The sequence below is a fragment of the Pantoea sp. CTOTU49201 genome, from assembly GCF_032054795.1.
Classification (GTDB): Bacteria; Pseudomonadota; Gammaproteobacteria; order Enterobacterales; family Enterobacteriaceae; genus Pantoea; species Pantoea symbiotica.
The window spans coordinates 1-3,892 of record NZ_DAMBSA010000424.1 but is presented as its reverse complement, the minus strand read 5'-3'; the positions used below and the strand labels follow the sequence as shown (position 1 = coordinate 3,892).

The 3,892-nt window shown below is 57.1% G+C and carries 4 protein-coding genes; all 4 read left to right on the top strand.

From position 1 onward, the window contains the following. On the top strand, positions 1-183 hold a 183-nt coding region (locus RTY00_RS21415), incomplete at its 5' end, for a TatD family hydrolase (RefSeq protein ID WP_312666088.1). Between the two features lie 292 nt (positions 184-475). After that, positions 476-1,255, top strand: a complete 780-nt coding sequence (deoC, locus tag RTY00_RS21410) for a deoxyribose-phosphate aldolase (RefSeq protein ID WP_008103289.1) — start codon at positions 476-478, stop codon at positions 1,253-1,255. Positions 1,256-1,317: 62 nt separating this feature from the next. Beyond that, positions 1,318-2,640: a thymidine phosphorylase gene (deoA, locus tag RTY00_RS21405; protein WP_312666085.1), complete on the top strand. Its 1,323-nt coding sequence runs from the start codon at positions 1,318-1,320 to the stop codon at positions 2,638-2,640. A 94-nt stretch (positions 2,641-2,734) separates the two neighbouring features. Then, on the top strand, positions 2,735-3,892 hold a 1,158-nt coding region (deoB, locus tag RTY00_RS21400; protein WP_312666083.1), incomplete at its 3' end, for a phosphopentomutase.

Sequence of the window (3,892 nt, the reverse complement as noted above, 5' to 3'; positions counted from 1 at the left end):
GCGTTATTACTGGAAACCGACGCGCCCGATATGCCGCTGCACGGTTTTCAGGGCCAGCCCAATCGTCCGGAGCGGGCGCGCAACGTGTTTGACGTGCTGTGCCAGTTACGCAGTGAATCCCCCGAAGTGATTGCCGACGCGCTGTGGCATAACAGCCAGCAGCTGTTCGCCTTGCCTGCCTGATTCTCCCCCCGACAGATTCTGCATTTACGCTGCCTTACGCCTGATTAGCTACATTGATAAAGCTGAGAGTACACTTTCGCGCCCATTTTTGTGATAATAATAACAATGGTCATCGCGGCGCATTTCGGCCTGACTAACGGTTATTTGTGATGTTTATCACTAAATGACTGTATTTAAATGACGGGTTTTCTTTTTCGTGTGACATGAAGCGCAATTCATTGTCACGGTAGTTGTTAGAATTGTCACATTCCCCGGTGGGTTGTGCCCGCCGATCTGAATTTTGGAGAGCATCATGACCGACCTGAAAGCAGCAGCACAGCGCGCATTGCAACTGATGGATTTAACCACCCTGAACGAAGACGACACCGACGAGAAGGTGATCGCGCTGTGCCGTCAGGCGAAATCCCCAGCCGGTAACACCGCTGCCATCTGCATCTATCCGCGTTTCATCCCGGCAGCACGTAAAGCGCTGCGCGAGCAGGGCACGCCAGAAATTCGCATCGCCACCGTCACCAACTTCCCGCACGGCAACGATGACGTTGAGATCGCGCTGGCTGAAACCCGCGCGGCCATCGCCTACGGCGCTGACGAAGTGGACGTGGTGTTCCCGTATCGTGCGCTGATTGCTGGCAACCGTGACATCGGTTTTGAGCTGGTGAAAGCCTGTAAAGAAGCCTGCGCACAGGCAAACGTGCTGCTGAAAGTGATCATCGAAAGCGGCGAGCTGAAAGACGAAGCGCTGATTCGTGCTGCGTCGGAAATCGCTATCGATGCGGGCGCGGACTTCATCAAAACCTCAACCGGTAAAGTGCCGGTCAACGCGACGCCAGAAGTGGCGGCGATCATGATGCAAGTGATCCGCGATAAAGGCGTGAAGCAGCAGGTTGGTTTCAAACCGGCTGGCGGCGTGCGCACTGCGGAAGACGCGGCGCTGTATCTGAAGCTGGCGGACGACCTGCTGGGTGAAGGCTGGGCGGATGCGCGTCATTTCCGCTTTGGTGCTTCCAGCCTGCTGGCAAGCCTGCTGAATACGCTGGGCCACGAAACCGCGACCAGCAAAGCGGGTTATTAAGTTCATATTGATGTTCGTAGGGTCGCCATTTATGGCGACCTCTCTATTCCGGGGAGGCAACCGTGTTCCTGCCACAAGAAATTATTCGTAAAAAACGCGACGGCCAGGCGCTGAGTGAAGCGGAGATCCGCTTCTTTATCAACGGCGTGCGCGACAACAGCGTTTCAGAAGGCCAAATCGCCGCGCTGGCAATGACCATCTATTTCCATGATATGACGCTCGACGAGCGCGTGGCGTTGACCATGGCGATGCGCGACTCCGGCACGGTGCTGAACTGGAAATCGCTCAATCTCAACGGCCCAATTGTTGATAAGCACTCCACCGGCGGCGTTGGCGATGTCACTTCGCTGATGCTTGGCCCGATGGTGGCGGCATGCGGCGGTTATGTGCCGATGATCTCCGGGCGCGGCCTCGGCCACACCGGCGGCACGCTGGATAAACTGGAAGCGATTCCGGGCTTCGATATCTTTCCGAGCGACGATCGTTTCCGCCAGATTATTAAAGACGTCGGCATCGCGATTATTGGCCAGACCAACTCGCTGGCACCGGCCGACAAACGTTTCTACGCCACGCGTGATATCACCGCCACCGTGGATTCCATCCCGCTGATCACCGCGTCGATCCTCGCTAAAAAGCTGGCGGAAGGATTGGATGCGCTGGTAATGGACGTCAAAGTGGGTTCCGGCGCCTTTATGCCCACCTTCGAAGCCTCAGAAAATCTGGCGCAGGCGATTGTTGGCGTGGCGAACGGCGCAGGTTGCAAAACCACAGCGCTGCTCACCGACATGAATCAGGTGCTGGCTTCTACTGCGGGTAACGCGCTGGAAGTGCGTGAAGCGGTGCAGTTCCTGACCGGCGAAGCGCGCAATCCGCGTCTGCTGGAAGTGACAATGGCGCTGTGCTCGGAAATGCTGATCTCAGGCAAACTGGCTGAAAACGACGCCGATGCACGTAAAAAGCTACAGCAGGTGCTGGATAACGGCAAAGCCGCTGAAGTGTTTGCCCGCATGGTGGCGGCGCAAAATGGCCCGGTCGATTTCATCCAACGCATGGACAGCTATTTGCCAGCCCCAACGCTGAGCAAAGCGGTGTACGCCGATGGCGCCGGTATCGTCAGCGCAATGGATACGCGTGCGCTCGGCATGGCAGTGGTTGCGCTTGGCGGTGGCCGTCAGCGTGCCAGCGACAGCATTGATTACAGCGTGGGCCTGAGCGACATGATCACGCTTGGCACGCCAGTAGACGCTCAGCGTCCGCTGGCGATTATTCACGCCGCGTCCGAAGCGCAGTGGCAACAGGCCGCTGCCGCCGTTAAAGCGGCCATCACGCTGAGCGATACTGCGCCAGCGATCACGCCGGTGGTTTATCGTCGCGTCAGCGAATAACTGGCGCTTCTTCGTGCCAGGCAGCGGCCGTTCGGGTATACTGATCTGATCGCTTTTTTTTGACTTGTCATCGCGCATTGCGCAGGAGACTTGCATGAAACGTGCTTTTATTATGGTTCTCGACTCCTTCGGGATCGGCTCCAGTAAAGACGCCGATAAATTCGGTGATGAAGGATCGGACACGCTCGGCCATATCGCCGAAGCCTGTTTCGAAGGCCGCGCCAATGAAGGCCGCGAAGGCCCGCTGCACTTACCCAACCTGACCAAACTGGGCCTCGGCAAAGCGGCTGAGCTCTCCACCGGTCGTTTCCCGCCAGGCCTCGATCCCAACGCGGAAATCATCGGTGCGTACGCTTACGCCAGCGAATTGTCGTCCGGTAAAGATACGCCGTCGGGCCACTGGGAAATCGCCGGCGTGCCGGTGCTGTTTGATTGGGGCTACTTCAGCGACAAAGAGAACAGCTTCCCGCAGGAGCTGCTGGATATTCTGGTAAAACGTGCCGATCTGCCGGGTTATCTCGGTAATTGTCACTCATCGGGCACGGTGATCCTCGACCAGCTCGGCGAAGAGCACATGAAAACCGGCAAGCCGATTTTCTACACCTCGGCGGATTCGGTGTTCCAGATTGCCTGCCACGAAGAGACCTTTGGCCTCGATCGCCTGTACGAGCTGTGCGAAATCGCCCGTGAAGAGCTGACCAATGGCGGCTACAACATCGGCCGCGTGATTGCGCGTCCGTTCGTCGGCGACAAAGCGGGCAACTTCGAGCGCACCGGCAACCGTCACGATCTGGCAGTGGAACCGCCAGCGCCGACCATGCTGAAAAAGCTGGTGGATGAGAAGGGCGGTGAAGTGATTTCGGTGGGCAAAATCGCCGACATCTACGCTGAGCAGGGCATCACGCAGAAAGTCAAAGCCACCGGCTTAGACGCGTTGTTCAACGCCACCATCGAGCAGATGAAGAAAGCGCCTGATAACTCGATTGTGTTCACGAACTTCGTTGATTTTGATTCAACGTGGGGACATCGTCGCGATATCGCCGGTTATGCAGGCGGTTTGGAATTCTTTGATCGTCGCTTGCCAGAGCTGATGGAGTTGGTGAAAGAGGGTGACATTCTGATCCTCACCGCCGATCACGGCTGCGATCCAAGCTGGAAAGGTACTGAACACACGCGTGAGCACATCCCAATTCTGATCTACGGCCCGAATGTGAAGCCAGGATCGTTGGGATATCGCGATACCTTCGCTGAA